Origin of the sequence: Collimonas fungivorans, assembly GCF_001584145.1 — a bacterium.
Lineage (GTDB): Bacteria > Pseudomonadota > Gammaproteobacteria > Burkholderiales > Burkholderiaceae_D > Collimonas > Collimonas fungivorans.
In genome coordinates this window covers 2,474,232-2,493,514 of sequence record NZ_CP013232.1, presented here as the reverse complement: position 1 = coordinate 2,493,514, position 19,283 = coordinate 2,474,232, and the positions used below count along the sequence as shown (strand labels likewise).

The 19,283-nt window shown below is 60.2% G+C and carries 19 protein-coding genes; 7 read left to right on the top strand and 12 right to left on the bottom strand.

Annotated features, from left to right (window positions below; genetic code table 11):
• Positions 1-28: 28 nt before the first annotated feature.
• From CFter6_RS10745 to CFter6_RS25585, 8 genes are all read right to left on the bottom strand, one after another.
• Positions 29-3,001 (bottom strand): motility hub landmark protein FimV, encoded by a 2,973-nt coding sequence (locus CFter6_RS10745; RefSeq protein ID WP_061539913.1) that lies wholly within the window; start codon positions 2,999-3,001, stop codon positions 29-31.
• Between the two features lie 261 nt (positions 3,002-3,262).
• The gene (gene asd, locus CFter6_RS10740; protein WP_061542311.1) at positions 3,263-4,396 is read right to left on the bottom strand and encodes an aspartate-semialdehyde dehydrogenase; all 1,134 of its coding nucleotides are present in this window, start codon (positions 4,394-4,396) and stop codon (positions 3,263-3,265) included.
• A gap of 71 nt (positions 4,397-4,467) precedes the next feature.
• A complete protein-coding gene (gene leuB, locus CFter6_RS10735; RefSeq protein WP_061539912.1) occupies positions 4,468-5,538 on the bottom strand; it encodes a 3-isopropylmalate dehydrogenase in 1,071 nt (356 codons plus the stop codon).
• A 104-nt stretch (positions 5,539-5,642) separates the two neighbouring features.
• Positions 5,643-6,290 (bottom strand): 3-isopropylmalate dehydratase small subunit, encoded by a 648-nt coding sequence (gene leuD / locus CFter6_RS10730; RefSeq protein ID WP_061539911.1) that lies wholly within the window; start codon positions 6,288-6,290, stop codon positions 5,643-5,645.
• A 62-nt stretch (positions 6,291-6,352) separates the two neighbouring features.
• Positions 6,353-6,475, bottom strand: coding sequence for an entericidin A/B family lipoprotein (locus CFter6_RS10725; RefSeq protein WP_061539910.1), 123 nt, complete (start codon positions 6,473-6,475; stop codon positions 6,353-6,355).
• Positions 6,476-6,495: 20 nt separating this feature from the next.
• Complete coding sequence (gene leuC, locus CFter6_RS10720) at positions 6,496-7,896, bottom strand: 3-isopropylmalate dehydratase large subunit (protein WP_061539909.1); 1,401 nt, start codon at positions 7,894-7,896, stop codon at positions 6,496-6,498.
• A gap of 201 nt (positions 7,897-8,097) precedes the next feature.
• On the bottom strand, positions 8,098-8,982 hold the full coding sequence (locus tag CFter6_RS10715) for a DMT family transporter (protein WP_061539908.1): 885 nt from the start codon (positions 8,980-8,982) through the stop codon (positions 8,098-8,100).
• A 90-nt stretch (positions 8,983-9,072) separates the two neighbouring features.
• Positions 9,073-9,282, bottom strand: coding sequence for a hypothetical protein (locus CFter6_RS25585; protein ID WP_150118709.1), 210 nt, complete (start codon positions 9,280-9,282; stop codon positions 9,073-9,075).
• A gap of 425 nt (positions 9,283-9,707) precedes the next feature.
• On the opposite strand from CFter6_RS25585, the gene CFter6_RS10710 reads away from it, so the two are divergent.
• The 6 genes from CFter6_RS10710 to CFter6_RS10685 all read left to right on the top strand — a co-directional run bounded on the left by CFter6_RS10710 (position 9,708) and on the right by CFter6_RS10685 (position 14,247).
• The gene (locus tag CFter6_RS10710) at positions 9,708-10,052 is read left to right on the top strand and encodes a hypothetical protein (protein ID WP_050808535.1); all 345 of its coding nucleotides are present in this window, start codon (positions 9,708-9,710) and stop codon (positions 10,050-10,052) included.
• A gap of 97 nt (positions 10,053-10,149) precedes the next feature.
• Entirely contained in the window at positions 10,150-11,013 is an 864-nt protein-coding gene (locus CFter6_RS10705) for a hypothetical protein (RefSeq protein WP_061539907.1), read from the top strand.
• A gap of 22 nt (positions 11,014-11,035) precedes the next feature.
• Complete coding sequence (locus CFter6_RS10700; protein WP_061539906.1) at positions 11,036-11,329, top strand: transposase; 294 nt, start codon at positions 11,036-11,038, stop codon at positions 11,327-11,329.
• Positions 11,330-11,625: 296 nt separating this feature from the next.
• The gene (locus CFter6_RS10695; protein ID WP_236904626.1) at positions 11,626-12,414 is read left to right on the top strand and encodes an AraC family transcriptional regulator; all 789 of its coding nucleotides are present in this window, start codon (positions 11,626-11,628) and stop codon (positions 12,412-12,414) included.
• A complete protein-coding gene (locus tag CFter6_RS26420) occupies positions 12,411-12,647 on the top strand; it encodes a helix-turn-helix domain-containing protein (protein ID WP_061539904.1) in 237 nt (78 codons plus the stop codon). Before CFter6_RS10695 ends, CFter6_RS26420 begins: the two co-directional genes overlap by 4 nt.
• A 34-nt stretch (positions 12,648-12,681) precedes the next feature.
• A complete protein-coding gene (locus tag CFter6_RS10685; RefSeq protein ID WP_082814700.1) occupies positions 12,682-14,247 on the top strand; it encodes a sensor domain-containing diguanylate cyclase in 1,566 nt (521 codons plus the stop codon).
• A 1-nt stretch (position 14,248) separates the two neighbouring features.
• Here the strand turns inward: CFter6_RS10685 and CFter6_RS10680 are convergent, their stop codons facing one another.
• Positions 14,249-14,443 carry a hypothetical protein gene (locus CFter6_RS10680; RefSeq protein WP_014005844.1) on the bottom strand — a complete coding sequence of 65 codons (195 nt, stop codon included), beginning with the start codon at positions 14,441-14,443 and terminating at the stop codon, positions 14,249-14,251.
• 92 nt (positions 14,444-14,535) lie between these two features.
• On the bottom strand, positions 14,536-16,191 hold the full coding sequence (locus CFter6_RS10675) for a collagen-like triple helix repeat-containing protein (protein ID WP_082814699.1): 1,656 nt from the start codon (positions 16,189-16,191) through the stop codon (positions 14,536-14,538).
• A gap of 480 nt (positions 16,192-16,671) precedes the next feature.
• On the opposite strand from CFter6_RS10675, the gene CFter6_RS10670 reads away from it, so the two are divergent.
• The gene (locus tag CFter6_RS10670) at positions 16,672-17,412 is read left to right on the top strand and encodes a peptidoglycan DD-metalloendopeptidase family protein (protein ID WP_236904617.1); all 741 of its coding nucleotides are present in this window, start codon (positions 16,672-16,674) and stop codon (positions 17,410-17,412) included.
• Between the two features lie 53 nt (positions 17,413-17,465).
• On the opposite strand, the gene CFter6_RS10665 is transcribed toward CFter6_RS10670, so the two are convergent.
• Positions 17,466-18,680, bottom strand: coding sequence for a DUF3443 domain-containing protein (locus tag CFter6_RS10665; RefSeq protein ID WP_061539903.1), 1,215 nt, complete (start codon positions 18,678-18,680; stop codon positions 17,466-17,468).
• A gap of 12 nt (positions 18,681-18,692) precedes the next feature.
• A complete protein-coding gene (locus tag CFter6_RS10660) occupies positions 18,693-19,157 on the bottom strand; it encodes a DUF2844 domain-containing protein (protein ID WP_082814697.1) in 465 nt (154 codons plus the stop codon).
• Between the last annotated feature and the right edge of the window lie 126 nt (positions 19,158-19,283).

Below are 19,283 nucleotides of genomic sequence, written 5' to 3'. Positions count from 1 at the left end.
AAATGCTGAAGCTATTGTACTAGTTACATCACAGCTTGGTCAGCAAGGACTTGGCCGCATCGACCTGCTCCGCGCTGCCGCCCTTCAAGACTTCTTCCAGCAGTTCGCGTGCGCCTTCCTTGTCGCCGATTTCCTTGTATGCGACGGCCAGGTCCAGCTTGGTCGCCATTTCAGGATTAGCCGTCGAGGATATGGCGGTCTCAACCGCTGCCGGAGCTGCGCTGGCGGCTGGCGCATGTGCATGGATCGCACTGTCCAGGTCCAGGTTCATGCCGGCCAGGTTGAACTCCAGCGGCGCCACCATGGGTTCCGCATGCTGGGCATACGAAGGCGCCGCCGGCGCTCTGGCTGGCTTGGTTTCTGTCGGAATATCGATATGGGCATGGGCCGGTTCGTAGTTCGAAGGCTGGCCGCCTGCCGGCAGTTCCAGCGAGCTGAACGCCATTGCCGCTGCTGCCACCGAGCTCTTTTCCACGGCTTTCGGCGCGGCTGCAGCAGGCGCGGCAGCAGGCTTGTGATCCAATTCGAAATCGAGAGCGTCGAGCATCGATTTGCCGGCGTCATGGGAAGCCGACAGCAACACGGTGTTCTGGTTGGCAGAAGTTTCGCTGCCGAGTTCTTCCAGGTCGAAATCCATGTCAGCCGCTGGCGTCGCGGCTGCTGCGCTGCTGTGCTTGCCCAGTTCCGTTGCGGTCAATGGCGCCAGCAGCTGGGTCGGCGCGGCCGGGTGCACCAGCTCAGGAATCGGCGCCACAGCGTGCGGTTCGGTCGGCGCTGTCAGGGAATTGAAATCGAGGCCGTCCATCGGCTGGGTCGGCGCGGTAATCGCATCCGCCTTGGCGATCACCTGGTCTTGCAACTTGCCGCCGCCGTACAAAGGATTGGCCGGATCGACATTCAGGCCCAGCGCGGCGGCCTGTTGCCAATCTTCGCCTTCGCCGCGGGTAAGGCTGTAAAGCTCGCTGGCCAGGATTTCAAACGAACGCGGATCCTTGCGGTTGGCGTAGATTTCCAGCAGCTTGACGCGGATCGCGTTGCGGCTTGGCTGGTTGCGCAGGGCTTCTTTCAGGATTTCCTCGGCTTGCGCATCGCGTCCGTAAGCGATATATACATCGGCTTCCGCGACCGGGTCGACATTGGTGTCCAGGTGGCTGACCGACGGCACGAAATTCGAATTGAAGATGCTGTTCTTGGTGTCGACGCTTTGTCCGCCAGTCGAGCCGAACAGGGAATTACCCTTCAGGCCCGTATTTGTCATCGGCGCTCCGCTGCTGTCCAGGAAAGCCTGCTGGCGCGCACGATTGCGGCGATAGCGGAACAGGCCAAGCCCGGCCAGCAACGCCACCAGGACGCCGCCAACCGGCAGCAGCAATGGATTTTCGGTAATGCTTTCGATGAAGCTCGGTTCTGGCGGCGGCGCAACTGCCTTTGGCTTGGCCGGCGCAGGAGCTGGCGCGGCTGCAACCGGTGCTGCCGCGATCGGCGCAGCGCTGGCGACGCCTGTATCGACAATAGCGGCAGGAGCCGAGCTGGCAGCGGCCGGTTCAGCCGCTGCAGGTGCGGCAGCCGCCGGCGCGGGCGCCACTATAGGAACTGCTGCCGCAGGCGCTGCTGCCGGCGGCGTGACCGGTACCGCAGCGGCCGGCGCTGCCGCCACAGGGGTTGCCGGGGCCGCAGGTTTCACATTGGCAGCCTGGTTCTGCAGGTCAGCCAGGTTCTTGTTCTTCAATTCCAGCGTCTTTTGCAGATCGCTGACATTTTTTTCCAGTTCCTTGACGCGTGCCGCCGCTTCGGCAGCCGCTTTTTCCCGGGCGATCTTCTCTTCCGTAGCCGCGGTAGCCGCTGCAGCGGCCTTGGCGTCGGCAGCGCCGGACGCAGCCGTGCCGCGCGACAGTTTCAGCTTGTCCTTGGATTCGCTGGCCGGAGTGGCCTGTTCTTCCACCTTGGCGGTAATCTTGCCGCCGCTGCTTTGCCTGGATTCAGCCGCCGCATTTGGCGCGGCCGATTCAACCATGCCGGCCAGCTTGTTGCGATAGCTCTTGAAATCATTCGATTGCGCCAGCACCACGTTGCGGGCTTCCGACTTGCTGACGCTGCGCGCGCTGTCGGCATCCGGAATCGACAGGATCTGGCCCGAGCGCAGGCGATTCATGTTCTTGCCGACAAACGCGCCTTCGTTGCTGCGGTACAGCGCCACCAGCATCTGGTCCAGCGAAATGCCGGCTGGCAGGTTTTCGCTGGCGATGCGGGCCAGCGTATCGCCCTTCTTGACTTGGTAATCGCCGCTGGCAGGTGCAGCTGCAGCGGAAGACTTGGCCGGGCTGCCGCCGGCAGCCGAGGTCGAAGCTACCGACTTGCTTGCGGTGCTGGCCGGAGCCGTCGCACCGCCGGCGACTGCCCTGGCGGCTGCGGCACGGGTAGCATCGGTAATGGTCGAGGCGACGCCGCCTTGCGACTGTACTTGACCGGTCTGGGCCGGGGCCGAACGCGGAACGGCAAGCGCTCCTGTCGTGGCGCGCGGCGCTGCAGGCGCGGCGGCGATCTGGGCCGGCTGCGCCTGGCGCTGGCCGGCAGGATCGAGCAGCAAGGTGTATTCGCGCACCAGGCGCGCCTTGGTGCCGCCCAGTTCCATCAGCATGTCGACAAACGGTTCATTGATGGGCTGGGTCGAAGTCACTCGCACAAAACGGCGGCCGTTGCGCTGGTCGATGGCAAATTGCAAAGACATCAGGGCCGGGTTGAAATCGATGTTGGCTTGCTGATAAGTTTCCGGACTGGCCAGTTTCGCCACCAGCGCGCCGGCTTCGTCCGCGCTTACCGAAGTAAGCTCAATTTCTGCACGTAACGGTTGTCCCAGCGAGGACAGCACGGTTAATTTACCCAGTCCGGCAGCGTCGACATTAGACACCATCAGCAGAGTGGAAACCACGGCTGCAGTAAGGGTCTTTAAACCGGTGGAAATAAATTTATTCGAAGAATTCAGGTGCATGTTGTGTGGCATGAAGGACTGTCCGTTGACGTATAAGGAAACAAATCTTGCTGAAAGCAAATACTGTACCCAGTTTTTTTAAAAATCAATATCCAGATTGACATTAGTCTGGCGCTTCGCAAATGCGATCCCATTTATGAAGCACTTGCTGGCTAGCGTAACAACATTCTATAAATACAAACAGATACGCCAAGCCCGCTAAGACTTTCTTCAAGAAAATACTTAGCGGGCTATATTGCAAGTCGGCAACAATATCACAACTACCGCAACAAGTCAGGTATCCAGCACAATCCGCAGCATGCGGCGCAACGGTTCTGCCGCACCCCACAATAATTGGTCACCTACGGTAAAGGCTGACAAATAATCGCCACCCATCTGCAGTTTGCGCAAACGACCGACAGGAATTGTCAGGCTGCCGGTCACTGCCGCCGGGGTCAGGTCGCGCATTGATGACTCTTTGTCATTAGGCACTACTTTCACCCACTGGTTATTACCGGCGATGATGTCATTGATTTCATCCAGCGGCACATCTTTTTTCAATTTGATGGTCAATGCCTGCGAATGGCAGCGCATGGCGCCGATGCGGATGCAAAGGCCGTCCACCGGGATGACCTTGCCGCCATTGCTGAAACCTTCGCCGCGGCCGAGGATCTTGTTGGTCTCGGCGCCGGCTTTCCATTCTTCTTTTGACAAGCCTTCGCCCAGGTCCTTGTCGATCCAGGGAATCAGGTTGCCGCCCAGCGGCACGCCGAACTGCCTGGTTTCATCGGCCGACATGGAATGCTGCTTGCCCAGCACCTTGCGGTCGATTTCCAGGATCGCCGCTTTCGGATCGTCCAGCAGCGCCTTGACTTCGGCGTTGATGGAGCCGAACTGTGTCAGCAGTTCGCGCATGTGCTGCGCGCCGCCGCCCGAGGCTGCCTGGTAAGTCATGGAGGTCATCCACTCGATCAGGTCTTGCTCGAACAGGCCGCCCAGGCCCATCATCATGCAGGAGACCGTGCAGTTGCCGCCGATGTAGTTCTTGACGCCGCGCTGCAAACCGTCCTTGATGACATCCAGGTTGACCGGATCCAGCACGATGATGGCGTCATCCTTCATGCGCAGGGTCGAAGCGGCGTCGATCCAGTAGCCGTTCCAGCCGGCGGCGCGCAGCTGCGGGAAAATCTCGCTGGTGTAGTCGCCGCCCTGGCAGGTAATAATGATGTCGCATTTTTTCAAGGCTTCAATATCGGTGGCGTCTTTTAACGTTGTTTCGTTTTTCGCCAGCGCCGGGGCTTTGCCGCCGGCATTTGAAGTTGAAAAGAATACCGGTTCGATATGGGCGAAATCGCCCTCTTCCTGCATACGCTGCAACAAGACCGAACCCACCATGCCACGCCAACCGACCAAACCAACCAGTTTCATCATGATTCCCTAACAATGAACGGGAAAAGCCCCGCACTCCATATTACGGCAGACCCATCTGCCTAATTCTTTTAGCCCAATGCCTTCACCACCGCCGCGCCCATTTCCTTGGTGCCGACCTTGGTGGTGCCCGCTTCGTAGATATCGGCGGTGCGCAAACCTTGCGCCAGCACCTTCTTGACCGCATTTTCGATACGCTCCGCCTGCTCCGCCTTGTCCAGCGAGAAGCGCAGCATCATGGCGGCCGACAGGATGGTCGCCAGCGGATTGGCGATGCCCTTGCCGGCGATGTCCGGCGCCGAACCGTGCGACGGTTCGTACAGGCCTTTGTTGTTGGCGTCCAGCGAAGCCGACGGCAGCATGCCGATCGAACCGGTCAGCATGGCGGCGGCGTCGGACAGGATGTCGCCGAACATGTTGCCGGTGACGATCACGTCGAATTTTTTCGGCGCGCGCACCAGCTGCATCGCGGCGTTGTCGACATACATGTGCTCCAGCGCGACATCCGGATAATCCTTGTGCACCTCGGTCACGATATCTTTCCAGAACTGGAAAGTCTCCAGCACATTGGCCTTGTCGACGCTGGTCAGGCGCTTGTCGCGCTTTTGCGCGGCCTGGAACGCCACGTGGGCGATGCGGCGGATTTCCGACTCGGCGTAGCGCATGGTGTCGAAACCTTCGCGTTCGCCCTTGAAAGCGCCGTCCGGCGCGATGCGCACGCCGCGCGGCTGGCCGAAATAGATGTCGCCGGTGAGTTCGCGGATGATCAGGATATCCAGTCCGGACACCACTTCCGGCTTCAGGGTCGAAGCGCCGGCCAGTTCCGGATACAGGATCGCCGGACGCAGGTTGGCGAACAGGCCGAGGTTTTTGCGCAGGCCGAGGATCGCCTGCTCCGGGCGCAGCGAACGCTCCAGGCTGTCGTACTGGTAGTCGCCGACCGCGCCGAACAGCACGGCGTCAGCTTCCTTGGCCAGCTTCAGGGTGCCGTCCGGCAGCGGATGACCGTGCGCTGCGTAACCGGCGCCGCCTACAGGCGCCGTTTCCAGTTCAAATTTTTCGCCCAGCGCCTGCAGCACATTGACCGCTTGCTCAACGATTTCCGGACCGATGCCATCACCTGGCAGAATTGCTATTTTCATTTTTTCCTGTCTAGTCAGTTGAGGACAGAGCCGCCCTGGCCGGGTAATTCGCCGCGCTCCGGCGGCTCTTAAACACTTCCCGTGCAGCTCTGTCCCGCAATAAGTCAAATTGTATTGCTCAACCAAGGCTGGGCAAACAGATGGCGTTCTTCAAAATCGCGGATCTTGTCCGACTGCCGCAAAGTCAGGCCAATGTCGTCAAGGCCGTTCAGCAGGCAGTATTTGCGGAACTCGCCCACTTCGAACGGGAACGCGAGATTGCCGTTGGCGGTGCTGACCAGTTGCTTGTCGAGGTCGATCTGCAGGCGGTAACCCGGGAAAGCCTTGACTTCATCGAACAGGCGGTCGATCTGCGCTTCAGGCAGCACCAGCGGCAGCAAGCCGTTCTTGAAGCAGTTGTTGAAGAAGATATCGGCAAAGCTGGGGGCGATGACCGCACGGAAACCGTACTGGTCCAGCGCCCATGGCGCGTGCTCGCGCGACGAGCCGCAGCCGAAATTCTTGCGGGTCAATAGAATCGAAGCACCCTGGTAACGCTGCTGGTTCAGCACGAAATCCGGGTTCAGCGGACGCCGCGAATTGTCCATGCCAGGCTCGCCATGGTCCAGGTAACGCCATTCGTCAAACAGGTTCGGGCCGAAACCGGTCCGCTGGATAGACTTCAGGAACTGCTTCGGGATAATCGCATCGGTATCCACATTGGCGCGGTCCAGCGGCGCCACCAAGCCATCCACTACAGTAAATTTATTCATCACATTATTCCACGCATTATTTCACGCATTATTTCAATCTACTGCTCGCCTCGGCGAGCCGGTCACTTGCCTTGGATTTTTTCGCCGACGTGTTCCACGTCCTTGCCAAAGCCGTGGAAAGTATTGCAGGCGCTGAGCGTATAAGCGCTAACCAGCAAGACGCACAGGGTGACTATTTTTTTCATCTTTATCCTTCGGTATCAATTTATAAGGAACGAATATCCACGAAATGGCCCGCGATACCTGCGGCGGCGGCCATCGCCGGGCTGACCAGGTGCGTGCGTCCGCCCGCGCCCTGCCGGCCTTCGAAATTGCGGTTCGAAGTGGACGCGCAGCGTTCGCCCGGCTCCAGCCGGTCGGCGTTCATCGCCAGGCACATCGAGCAGCCCGGTTCACGCCATTCGAAACCGGCGTCCTTGAAAATCTTGTCCAGGCCTTCGCGCTCGGCTTGTTCCTTGACCAGCCCGGAACCCGGCACCACCATCGCCAGCTTGACGTTGGAAGCGCGGAACTTGCCGCGCACCACTGCCGCCGCCGCGCGCAGATCTTCGATCCGCGAATTGGTGCAGGAGCCGATGAATACCTTGTCGATACGGATGTCTTCAATCGCGGTGTTCGGTTTCAGCGCCATGTAAGCCAGCGCCTTTTCCATGCCGTCGCGCTTGGTGGCGTCTTTTTCCTTGTCCGGATCGGGCACGCGACCATCCACGGCTACCACCATCTCGGGAGAAGTACCCCAGGTAACTTGCGGCTTGATCTCGGCCGCGCTCAGGGTCACCACCATGTCGAATTTGGCGCCCTGGTCGGAATGCAGGGTGCGCCAGTAGGTCACGGCGCGTTCCCAATGCGGCCCGGCCGGCGAGAACGGCCGGCCCTTGACGTAGTTGAGCGTGGTGTCGTCGACGGCGATCATGCCGGCGCGCGCGCCCGCTTCGATCGCCATGTTGCAGACTGTCATGCGGCCTTCCATCGACAAGGCGCGGATCGCCGAGCCGGCGAATTCGATCGCATAACCGGTGCCGCCGGCGGTGCCGATGCGGCCGATCACGGCCAGCACGATGTCCTTGGCGGTGACGCCGGCAGGTATCGCGCCGTCGACCTGCACCAGCATCGATTTCGATTTTTTGGTCAGCAAGGTTTGCGTAGCCAGCACATGCTCCACTTCGGAGGTGCCGATGCCGTGCGCCAGGCAGCCGAAAGCGCCGTGGGTCGAGGTGTGCGAATCGCCGCAGACCACGGTCATGCCAGGCAGGGTCGCGCCCTGCTCAGGGCCGATCACGTGGACGATGCCCTGGCGGTGGTCGTTCATGCCGAAATAGGTCAGGTCGTAGCTCTTGGCGTTGGCGTCCAGGGTTTCCACCTGCAGGCGCGAAATCGGATCGGCGATGCCGTTGGCGCGGCCGGTGGTCGGCACGTTGTGGTCGGCCACCATCAGGTTGGCGGCCTGCCGCCATGGCTTGCGGCCGGCCAGCTTCAGCCCTTCGAAAGCCTGAGGACTGGTGACCTCATGCAAAAGATGTCGATCAATATACAGAATCGCCGTGCCGTCCTGTTCGGTATGGACGACGTGGGATTCCCAAAGTTTATCGTAGAGCGTTTTAAGCATGATCCGGGGCAGCTTCGAGGCTGCGCTAAACAGTGAATTTAGCTCTTGATTATGCCATAGAAGCAGGCCACTAATACGCTTGTACGCCCCGAAAACCACATACTCGGCCTGTGGTGTTGCATATATTCACTGGCAACGCCCGTTCCCGCCGCCGCAAAGCCAAAATCATTTAGCTGATTGTTTAACTACTCATTTAGCTGCTCATTTAGCTGCTTTATCGCGCAAATACGCCGACAAATTGAGCTTGCCGGTCGCCAGGGCCGTGCCCAACAGGATGATCAGGCAGCCTAGCACCATGCCGGGCGTCACCTCTTCCTTGAGGAAAATGGCGCCCCAGATCACGCCGAATATCGGAATCAGGAAGGTCACCGAAGCGGCGTAGGCAGAACCCACGCGATCCAGCAGGCGATAGAAAATCGCATAAGCGAGGCCGGTGCAGACCACTCCCAGCGCCAGCACCGCGTACCAGGCGGTGGCGGAAACCGTTGCGGCGGGCCAATACCAGAACGCCAGCGGCAGCAGCACCAGGGTCGCCGCCAGCTGGCTGCCGCCTGCAACCACGAAAGGCGGCACGCCGGCCAGGCGGGTTTTCGAATAATTGATGGCGAAACCGTAGCACAAGGTGGCCAGCAGGACCGCCGCCGTCGCCAGCCAGACGCCGGCCTGGCCTTCGCCTATCTTGTCCCACACCAGGACCACCACTCCCGCCATGCCCACCAGCATGCCGATCACCTGCGCCCGGCTCATCGGCGCTTTCAGCCATACGAAAGCAATCAGGCCGGTCCAGAGCGGCACGGTGGCGTTCAGCACGGCGTCGAAACCGGCATTGACATACAAGGTGGAATACGCAAACAGTGAAAACGGTATGGCTGAATTGAAGACGCCGACCACCAGCATCGGCCAGGCCTTGCTGCGCAAGTGGCTGCGCGCCGCGGCCGAACGCAGCACCGGCAGCAGCACCAGCGCGGCGATGCCCACCCGCAGGAAAATCAGCGGCACCGGACCGAATTCCGGCGTGCCGACGCGCATGAAAAGAAACGACGCGCCCCAGATGGCGGCGAGCAAAAACAATTCAGCGATGTTCATGATGGATTCTTCGCATTGGATTAGGCGGCAAGGACAACGCAGGTTCCCGCACACAAATTAACATGCGGCAATATATCCGATTAACGGCGCTCACGTAAAAACTTCTCGCTGCGCCGGCCGGAAAATTTCAAAAAAAACGAGCATGAAATCGATGCGCAATCCTGCCTGCCCGAAACTTCCGCCGGCAACCAGGGACTCGCCATCGCCGGCCGATGCGCCGCGCAACAACAAGATATTTTCAGTCTTGTCAAAAACGGACATCAGGTGCCGGCACTTTATTTTCCGTACGTCATTAATCAACGCGAGGCCTTTGCTGTGCCTGTGAATGGGCTGATTTTTTTAGCATTTTTTGTTAGCGCTCACATGATGCAGCATGGAAAAACAATAGCCATATCGGCCATCTTCGCTGTCCGAAGCTGACAAGGTTTTGTCATAACGACTTCGACTTGCACTCCTATTATCAGATCAACGCAAACCAGCATCACCTCTCACCGGCGCGTTGATCAAAGCGATGCACGCACTTTTTTGATCACACGCAGGCTTGTCGAAAAGAGACAGCGCCGGTTGGCGTCGAGCAGGAAAAGTTTTCGCAATTCTTGTCTATTGATCGGGGCGTATATAGACGAGACAACACGGTGAATGACGCCCCTACCTTAAGGAGAATCAAAATGTTACGCAAGACAACCCTTGTAGTTTTGGCTTCCGTTCTCTGTGGTTATGCTGCAATGGCCGGTGCCGTAGGTGGCAGTCAAACGTCGGGCAGCGCCGGCGCTACATCTTCGTCCGGCTCGACTTCCGGCGGCGTTTCCGGTGCAGTCAGCATCGGCAACGGCTACCATGCAGCAACAACTACCAACACCAGCGTCGGCGGAGCCAACTCTGCTGCCGTGTTCGGCCCATCAGGCGTCGCCACAGCTTCGAATACCGGCTCGACATCCACCAACACCAGCGCTGCAGGCGGCTTTGGCAACGGTGCATCGGGTGCTGGCGGCACTTCGGGATCGACTACCGGCGCAACAGCTGGTGCCGGCACACAAAGCAGCATGTGGAATTTCCACTTTTTCCCTTGAGACCAGTGCTGACGACTATCCAGTCTTAGCTCCAGGCCAACCGTTCGTAAGGGGCGAAAGGAACGCAAGTTCCGAGTAGCCCCGCTAGGAGAAAAAAATGAAATGCGCAATTAAAGCAACGGCGCTCTTGATCGCTCTCTCGGCGGCGAATCTGGCGCAAGCGGATATCATCTCGGGTTCCACATCGGACTCTGGTTCGACATCGGGCTCGACTTCAACCTCGACTTCACAGGGCGCCGGCTCAAGCAACAACAACATCGGCACCAACAGCAATTCATCGAGCGGCTCCACCAGCGGCTCGAACTCGACGGCGATCGGCGGCGGCTCATCGCGCTCGACCTCGACCGGCGGCAATTCGCGCTCGACATCGGCGGGCGGCAATTCCAACGTCAACGTATCGGTGACCTTGCCGACCGAATCGGCATCGGCCACCGGCAGCGGAGCCACCGCCAGCAGCGCAGCGGCCGGCGAACCTGGCAGCAGCCCCAACAATACCAAGGCCACGGTCGAATACGGCGGCACTTACACCGTCAAGACAGTGCCGAACATCGTCGCGCCTTCGCTGACCACCACCTTGTCGGACACCTGCATGGGCTCGGCCTCGTTCGGCCTGTCCTTCACCGGCTTCGGCGCCACCGGCGGCACCACTATGGTTGATCAGGCTTGCGTACGCCGCCTCGATTCCAGGGAATTCCGCGCCATGGGCCTGAACGATGTTGCGCTTGCCTTGCTGTGCCAAAGCGAAGCCAACCGCAAGGCAGTCGAATCTACCGGACGCTCCTGCCCCGGCATGGAAAGAGCCGGCGTGCCTGCCGCACCGGTGCCTCCTACCGCAGCTTCAACCGGCATCATCGGCCAGAACAGCATCAACAACATCGGCGACCAGTACAAGGATCCGGTAATACGCGCGCGGCTCGGCCTGGACAAACTGCCTGAACTGTCGGCATTAAAAGACCATTAAAAAGAGACGCGAGGGGGATGCCATGAAGCGTATTCCGTTCTCAAGCGACCAGATTGCCGCCGCTCTCAAGCAGGAGGAGCTCGGCATGCCGCTGGTCGATGTAATCCGGCAAGCCGGGATTACCGAACGCACCTTCCTCAACTGGAAGAAACAGTACGGCGGCCTGCAAGCGTATCCGCACGACTTGAAATGCCTGCAGGAAGAGAACGCCAAGCTGAAGCAGATCGTGGCTGAACTGACGCTGGAAAATTCGCGTTTGCAAGATGCGCTGGACGACAAGAAAAGCAAGCATGAGCACTACAGTTCATCCAATTGAACACGGCATCACGCGCAAAAGAAACGGCGGAAGCGCCAGATAAATCGTATAAAACATTCGCAGAATTTTAATTAAATGCCCGACAGAAATTAACATTGACGGACATGCCCGGTTCCAGAATGAAGATTTTTTGTTGCCGCAAAAAACTAGTGTAAACGCGCCACATAAATGACTATATTTAACAATCATTTTCTGGACAAAATCTAATTTTGTAGCAGAATGGGGAATAGTAATTTACCAATAAAAAATTGCGTTCCGGCAATGCACAAAGGTAAATCGCTAGCGGGGAGAATCACATGGATATCGAGTGCGCAAAGACACTTGAGGTGATAGACAATAGCAGCTCAACCAGGCATATAGGGATCATCGTTTTTGAAGGAGTCGTGCTGGCTGACGTAGTCGGCGCAGCAGATGTTTTCGGCATCGGCGACAAACTGATTTCCACGGTATTCCCTGGCACCACGCGTTACGCCGTCTCGGTTCTCTCGATCTCCGGCGGCATGATCATGTCCTCGGCCTCGGTGCAGATCATGACTTCATCGCTGGCGTCGTTCGGCAGGCACCAGTTCGATACCCTGCTCATAGCCAGCGGCACCGGAAACTTCGACGCCTACCGGGATCCCGACCTGATCGCCTGGCTGCAGCAGATGCGCAGCAGCGTGCGCCGCATCGCAGCCATCTGCACCGGCGTATTCGTGATCGGCGCCGCCGGCTTCCTGAACAACCGGCGCGCTACCACGCACTGGGCGCTGCTGGACAAACTGGCGCGCGAATTCCCCTTAATCAAAATCGACCGTGAAGCGCAGATCAGCGAAGACGATGGAATCTTCACGTCTTGCGATGTCGGCATGGCCACCGACCTGGCGCTGCGCCTGCTGGAAAGCGATCTCGGTCCAGCAGTTGCACGGCGCGTGGCGCAAAGCCTGGTGGTCTGCCAGCGCCGCCGCGACACCCGCCCGCCAACCAGGCTTCGACGGCAAGCGATCCGGTCAAGACCAGCAAGATCCACCGCGCCTCGTTATGGTTTGTCGAGCATCTGGCAGATTCCATCAGCGTGGTCGACGCCGCCAATTTTGTCTCCATGAGCGAGCGCAATTTTGTGCGGCAGTTCAAGCGCGAAACCGGCCAGACGCCGCATGACTTCTTGCTCAACCTGCGCCTGGAAGCGGTGCGCCAGCAACTGACCGAGACCGACCTGCCGGTGGACAAGATAGCACGGCGCTGCGGCCTGTTCAGCGGCGAGCACGTCGCCAAGCTGTTCCGCAAGCACATGTGGACTTCACCCACCGAATATCGCAAGGGAATACGACCAACCTGAAACTGAGGCCAGGGCCTGCGCTACTGGACAAACGATGACCATCCCCATCGCTATAGCGCCCCGGCCAGCGCGCCCTGCCCTCAAGTCACTGCCGATCACTTATCTCGCGACCGTCTTCGTGGTGCTGGTGTGCGTCTCGCTGATGTCCGCCGAAGTGTGGCGCAGCTGGAATGCCCGCAACATCGAGCTGCATGAAACCGAAATCGCCACCTCCAACCTGGCGCGCGCCTTGTCGCAGCATGCCGACGACACGATCAAGGAAGCCGACACCGTGCTGGTGGGCCTGGTTGAACGGCTGGAAGTGGACGGCGCCGGCAGCGCCTCGCTGGAACGGCTGCATAAACTGCTGATCCAGCACATCGCCGAATTGTCGCAGCTGAACGACCTGTCGATCTACGACGAAACCGGCTTATGGCTGGCCAATGCCCGCAACGGACCGATCCAGGTGGTCAACAACGCCGACCGCCAGTACTTCCGCTATCACCGCAGCCATCCCGGGCGCGGACCGTATATCGGACCGCCGGTGCGCAGCCGCTCCACCGGCGCCTGGATAGTGACCGTCTCGCGCCGCTTCAACCATGCCGACGGCAGCTTCGCCGGCCTGGTCCTGGGCACCATCAACATCGATTACTTCAAGAAGTATTACGACAGTTTCGATATCGGCCGCGCCGGCTCGATTTTCCTCAGCCTGAATGACGGCACCATGCTGGTAAGGCGGCCGATGATGGACGACACCATCGGCAAGAACCTGTCCAACTATCCTATCTACCGCGATTACGCATCGAGGAGCGCGGTCGGCACCGCCATCATGAAATCGGGCCAGGATGGCGTCGAGCGGCTGATCGCTTATCGCCACCTGGAGCAATACCCGCTGTTCGTCACGGTCGCCCGTTCCAAGGATGAAGTGCTGGCCGAGTGGCGTGCCGATTCCTATCTGCACCTGTTCGGGGCCATGCTGCTGACGCTGGCCCTGGGCCTGCTCGGCTGGCGCCTGATCCATCAGATCAGGTTGCGCCTGCTGGCGGAAAGCGACCTGCTGTGCGTCCAGGAATCGCTGCGGACGCTCAACCGGCACCTGGAGCAGCTGGCCCTGCAAGACAGCTTGACCGGCCTCGCCAATCGCCGCCAGTTCGATCACGCGCTGCGCGATGAATTCAGCCGCGCCATGCGCACCGAGAATTCGCTGGCGCTGGTGATGATCGATGTCGACTATTTCAAGCAATACAACGACATCTACGGACATTTGGCCGGCGACGAATGCCTGCGGCAGATCAGTGAAATCGTGAAGGCCAGCAAGAACCGCCCGGGCGACCTGGCTGCCCGTTACGGCGGCGAAGAGCTGGTGGTGCTGCTGCCCGATACCAACCTGGCGGGAGCGGTTGCGGTGGCGGAAAAAATTCGCGTTGCCATCTGCAATCTGCACATTGAACATCCATGCAGTAATGTCGGCCTGGTCACTATCAGCGCTGGCGTCGACGCCTTCGTCCCGGTCCGGGACGGCAATATTCCATTTGAGTTGATCCAGGCAGCAGATAGGGCGCTGTATGCAGCAAAGTCAGCCGGCCGCAACCGTGTCTGCTCCAGCGCCGATCCGCATTAAATCACACCCTGCCGCGCCGCCCGCGTTCATATACCAGCGAGCCTACGGCTATCAGACGATAAAGCTCCTGCTCGGTCAGCTTGTACGACAGCGCCGCAATCTCGCGAGCCAGCATTCCGATCAGCAGATCGTTGCCCGGTACCTGCGCTTGTGGGCTGGCGCAAGCGATCAGATCGACTATTTGTTCGGCTCTCATGATCCCACCTCAGAAAGTTGCTAAGCATCCAGCCTAGGGGCAAGGAAGCCTGGCGCCGCCAGCGCTTCCCTGGACTACTGCCCTACCGGCTGTTATTTCTTAGCAGCTCCTCCCAGCAGGCCGTTAAGCAAGCCTGTCACCGGGGCCAGCGGATCGTTGGTGGTGCCCGTCGCTGGCTTGCCGCCGGTCAGGCCCGCCACCAAGTTGGTGACTGGAGCCAAAGGACTGGCGGCAGTCGATCCTGTTGCGCCGCCGAGCGCGCCAGTCAAGCCGGCCACCAGGTTGGTCACTGGAGCCAGGGGATTGGTGCCTGCGCCGGTTCCGCCAACTGCGCCGGTCAGGCCGCCCAACAAGCCGGTGACAGGAGCTAATGGCCCGCCAGCTGAACCCGTGGCGCCGCCCAACGCGCCAGTCAAGCCGCTCAACAAACCAGTAACAGGAGCCAGCGGGCCGCCGGCTGAGCCGGTTGCACCGCCGACAGCACCGGTCAAACCGCTCAGCAAACCGGTAACCGGCGCCAATGGACCGCCGCTACCGCCGCCTACGCCGCCGATTCCGCCTACCACGCCGGTCAGCACATTATTCAAAGGCTGCAGCAAACCGCCGGTCTTGTTGCCCAGCAGAGGCTGGCCGGTGCCGACCAAAGCGTTGGTGCCAAGGCCTGCCACCGTGGCGCCGACATTGCTCACTACGCCGCCCAGGCTGCTGACTACAGGCACGTTAGCCGCAGTCAGTGCACCGCCCAGGCTGGAAACGCCGCCGCCGGCCGTCACCAGCAAGGTGTTCACAGGCTGGTTGAGCCCGGTTGCATTGCCGACTGTCTGCGTCAAGGTCGTCACTGTGCTGGTCAGCGGTACGATTGCCTGGGTCACAGTCTGGGTGATCTGCTGCACCGGACCGGTAGTCAAGGCGGCAGTCAACGGTGCTCCCAGTCCGGAGACTGCGGCGCCGACCTGGGTCACCAGGCCGCCCAGCGGCGTGGTCACCACGGCCAGCGGCGCCAGCGGTCCGCTGCCCAGGCCGCTCACCAGCTGCCCGGCGCTCTGTACTGTATTCCCCACTTGCGTAACGACGCCACCGGTGCTGCCGATGGTGGTGCCAAGCGCGTTCGGATTGGTGCCAAGCTGGCCCAGGCCGTTGGTAATGCCGGCGCCCAAAGTAGAGACGATGCCGGTGCCGTTGTTAACCACGCCGGCCAGGCCGCCTTTGGCCTCGGTCGACAGCAGCGGCACGTTATTGATCACGGTATTGCCTATCGCACCCAGTGCAGCGCCGGTGCCGGATACGGTAGTGCCGACGTTGGAGAGGAAGTTGGCCGAAGCACCTGTACCGCCGCCACCTGTACCGCCACCGCCTGTGCCGCCACCGCCTGTTCCGCCGCCGCCTGTTCCGCCGCCGCCTGTTCCGCCGCCGCCTGTTCCGCCGCCGCCTGTTCCGCCGCCGCCTGTTCCGCCACCGCCTGTTCCGCCGCCGCCTGTTCCGCCGCCACCTGTGCCGCCGCCACCTGTGCCGCCACCACCTGTTCCGCCGCCACCTGTGCCGCCGCCTGTGCCGCCACCATCACCCGTACCGCCGCCACCTGCTCCGCCACCGTCACCCGTGCCGCCGCCCGCACCGCCGCCAGCTCCCTGGCCAGTGCCGCTGCCCGATCCCAACGATTTGCCGATGGTGCCTCCGCTGGCGCAACCGGCCAGCAAACTGGTCAATAACAGCGACGCGACAATCAAACCACCCTTTGATGTTTTCATGATGTGTTTCCCCTTTTATTGAAAGTCCGAACCGGTTGTTCCTGCTTGTCTATTCCGCAAAGAACATGCCAACCGGAAAAGCTTTGGATAAATGAAAAATTCACATCGATGTTTTCTATTATTACAAGAAATAAATCCTTATAAATCAAAGGCTAAGAGAATTTTCAGCAAAACCGCGCTCATCCCTGGCTGGCGCCGCCAGACCCCAATTGATACGTTACATGTAACGTAACAGCGGACACGAAACGGGTACAATCAATTACCTTATTGATACTAAAACAGGGGCTTCTCAAGAGCCGGATTGCTGCCTTTACCCCGCCGGCACAATTGGGATATCCTCAAGCCTCTGGAAAAAACGGCAACACCGGCCCATGAATGCGAAACACGCAACTAGTTAAGCAGGACAAGGTCAGAAGATGCGGCGCTGGCCCGACGGTGCCGGCCACAACCTAACTAAAGTGAGATCGATTGATCAGAGGAATGTCATTGTTGGTCCAGAATACCGAAGCATCCAGCCCGAAAAAACGCAACAGAATCAGGAACGCCAGCCTTGCGCTGGTCCTGCTGGCCACCCTCGCCGCCTGTGGCACGCCGTCCGGCTCCGGCCCGGCGCAACCGAGCGGCCCCGGCTACTACACCGTGCAAAAAGGCGACACCTTGTCCAGCATCGCGCGCAAATTCCGGCGCAGCAATAGCGACATCATCGCCTGGAACCGGCTGTCGGATCCTAACGACATCAAGGTGGACCAGGTATTGCGAGTCTTGCCGCAAGGCGCCGCAGCAGCCTCGGGCAGCACAGTCAAACCGCGCAGTACTGAGAGCGACGACGCAGCATCCGCTGCCAGCGACGACAAGGATTCGGTGGACTGGGCCTGGCCGGCCAGCGGCCAGTCCAGCAGCGGCCTCGGCCAAGGCAAAAAGGGGATAGACATTTTCGGCCAGCTGGGCCAGCCGGTGATGGCCGCGGCCGCCGGCAAGGTCATGTATTCCGGCAGCGGCATCCGCGGCTACGGCAACCTGGTCATCATCAAGCACAACAGCAGCCTGCTGTCGGTCTATGCCCACAACAAGACGATCGTCGTCAAGGAAGGTCAAATGGTCAGCAAAGGTCAGAAGATCGCCGAGATGGGCAAATCCGACAGCAGCGCGGTCAAGCTGTATTTCGAGATCCGCCGCCAGGGAAAACCGGTGGACCCGTCGCGCTATCTGCCTAGCCGCTAGGTAAAAAAGGGGCGCATCAAGCGCCCCTTTTTAAGGTTCCCGGACCGGATCGATCAATAGGCTATGTAAGGCCCGGTCGTGCCGCCGGCCGAGACTCCTTCAAGCGCGGTGTAGACCGAACGTCCGAAGTAGAACGGCAGTCCCCAGTCGAAAAACGACGCGAAGGCCGCGCCGCCGCCAATGTTGTTGAAGGCCGTGTTGTTCGGATTGGCCTGGAACAGCGCATCGGCATTCACAATGTTGAAATTGACGGTGCTGTTGCGGCCGTTCAGGCCGGTGTTCACTACACTCCGGCTAAGCGTCGACGACGGACAGTAAAACCCCTTGCTATTGGTGCAGTTAGGGATGCTCGAATCGGCGAAAAACAGCCCGTTCGAACCGCTGTCGAAAAACGCCTGCATCACCTGCCCCTGGTACAAGGCGCTCAGGTTGCCGGAACTGTTCAAGGTATAGATGCTGGCGCTGCCCAGCGCATTATTGGCTTGCGTGCCGATGCCGAAAATCAGTGAACCGGTGACGCCGGAGGCGCCGTTGGCGCCGACCGATGGCAGCTGTATCACCGTACCGTTGTTATCCTGCGGGAAAACCGCTACCGGATTGCCCACTTGCCGGTTCACCGCCAGCGTGGTTGCCGTGCAGTTATTGCTGCTCGGGCAGGAGTAGTACCAGCCTTCCAGCGCCTGGCTGGCGCAGGCCGATCCGCAATCCTGGATAAAGGTGCTGATGCCGAGTACGCCGTTGGCATGGAACGCCGCCACCGTGTTTTCCGCCACCAGGCTGCCGGAGCAGCCGCTCGGCACCGAAGGGAATGCGCTATCGCCGATGATGTGCACCGAAATGCCGCTGGCGACCTCGCCGGCGATGCGCAAGTCAGCCTGCTTCACCGAACCCCAGCTGTAACCGTCGGCAAAACGTGCGCATTCGGCCAACGGACTGCCGTTGGCGCTGGCTACCGACGGCAGCGCCAGATTGGAGGCCAGGACCGAAGACATGATGCGCAGGCCGCTCGAACCGGTGTCGACCAGGATATGGTCGATGGTCTGGCATTGCGTGGTGCTGCCAGGCTGGCAGATGGTCAGCGAGACATAGGGCGCGTTGACCGAGCCGGAAGCAGCCGCGGGACCGTTATCGATCACCAGGGCCTGGACATTCTGGACCGGCTGCGGCGTCGGCGGCGTCGGGCCGCTGTCGGAACCGCCGCCACCGCCGCCGCAGGCGAACAGGAACAGTGTGCTGAACAGGCAAAGCAGATACGTCAGAAAGCGCATGGTGGTCTCCGGTCAGCGAATGTTGTCAGGGGTCACGCCTTGCGGCAGCAAGGCAGGCACATAGGCGTTGCCGGCAAAGGAACGCATGTGGCCGCCGGAACGTAGCACCAGCTGGTCCGACTGGATCGCAACAGCACGCCGGCCTGGATGCGGCTCACTGGCGGCTGCCACGTATTGATCGGCATAACTGCCCAGCAATTGCTGCAGGTTCGGCATGCTCGGCCCCTGCCAGCTGACGGCAAACACGACGTTGTCCGTGCCGATATATTCCCGCACCGTGGTGCCCGAAGGCTCCACCACTTCACTGACCGTATAACCGCTGTAGCTGGTCACGCGGGCGCTGGCCTTGGCGCGCGCGGCGTCAGTCTGGGCCTGGGGCGTGCCGGCGGCCGGACCGGCAGCCGCACCGAGCGCCGCAAACACCGGCGTGGATTGCGCAAACAGCAACGCGCACATAACAGAAACGGGGAATCTCATGGCTCACCTCTGCTCGATTGACAAATATCTGCGAAATCATAACCGATGCTGCGTGGCAATTTGAAAAGATGTTTTAACGTTCACACCTGTTATTGCCATTCTTAATGTGCTAGATAAACCGGCCGC